Annotated in this window: 1 protein-coding gene; it reads right to left on the bottom strand. The window is 66.8% G+C overall.

From position 1 onward, the window contains the following. On the bottom strand, window positions 1-371 hold a 371-nt coding region (locus tag BN358_RS11835; protein ID WP_198018435.1), incomplete at both ends, for a cytochrome ubiquinol oxidase subunit I.

Below are 371 nucleotides of genomic sequence, written 5' to 3'. Positions count from 1 at the left end.
TTGGACAGGCCCACTTCGAAGGCGCTCACCCCCGGTGACACGGCGGACGCCGTGGGCAGCACGCCGAACACGATGAAGGGCTGGCGGCCCATCTCGGTGAAGATCCAGCCGAACGAGTTGCCGAACAGCGGGGCGAGCGGTGCCGCGAACATCATGGCCGTCCAGAGCTTGCCGGCCTTCGGCACGCCGTCCTTGCGGGTCACCCACAGCGCCCACAGCCCGATCGCCATGGCCAGGAACCCGAGGCCCATCATGAGCCGGAAGCTCCAGTAGGTGACCGGGAGGTTCGGGACCCAGTTCTCGACGCCGACCTTGGCCAGCCGGTCGGAGACTTCCTTCTGCAGCTGGACGTTGGAGTTTGGTGAACGCCT

The organism is Sedimentibacter sp. B4, from assembly GCF_000309315.1.
GTDB classification, from domain to species: domain Bacteria; phylum Bacillota; class Clostridia; order Tissierellales; family Sedimentibacteraceae; genus Sedimentibacter; species Sedimentibacter saalensis.
The sequence above is the reverse complement of the archived record's forward strand: the minus strand, read 5'-3'. Positions and strand labels throughout refer to the sequence as shown.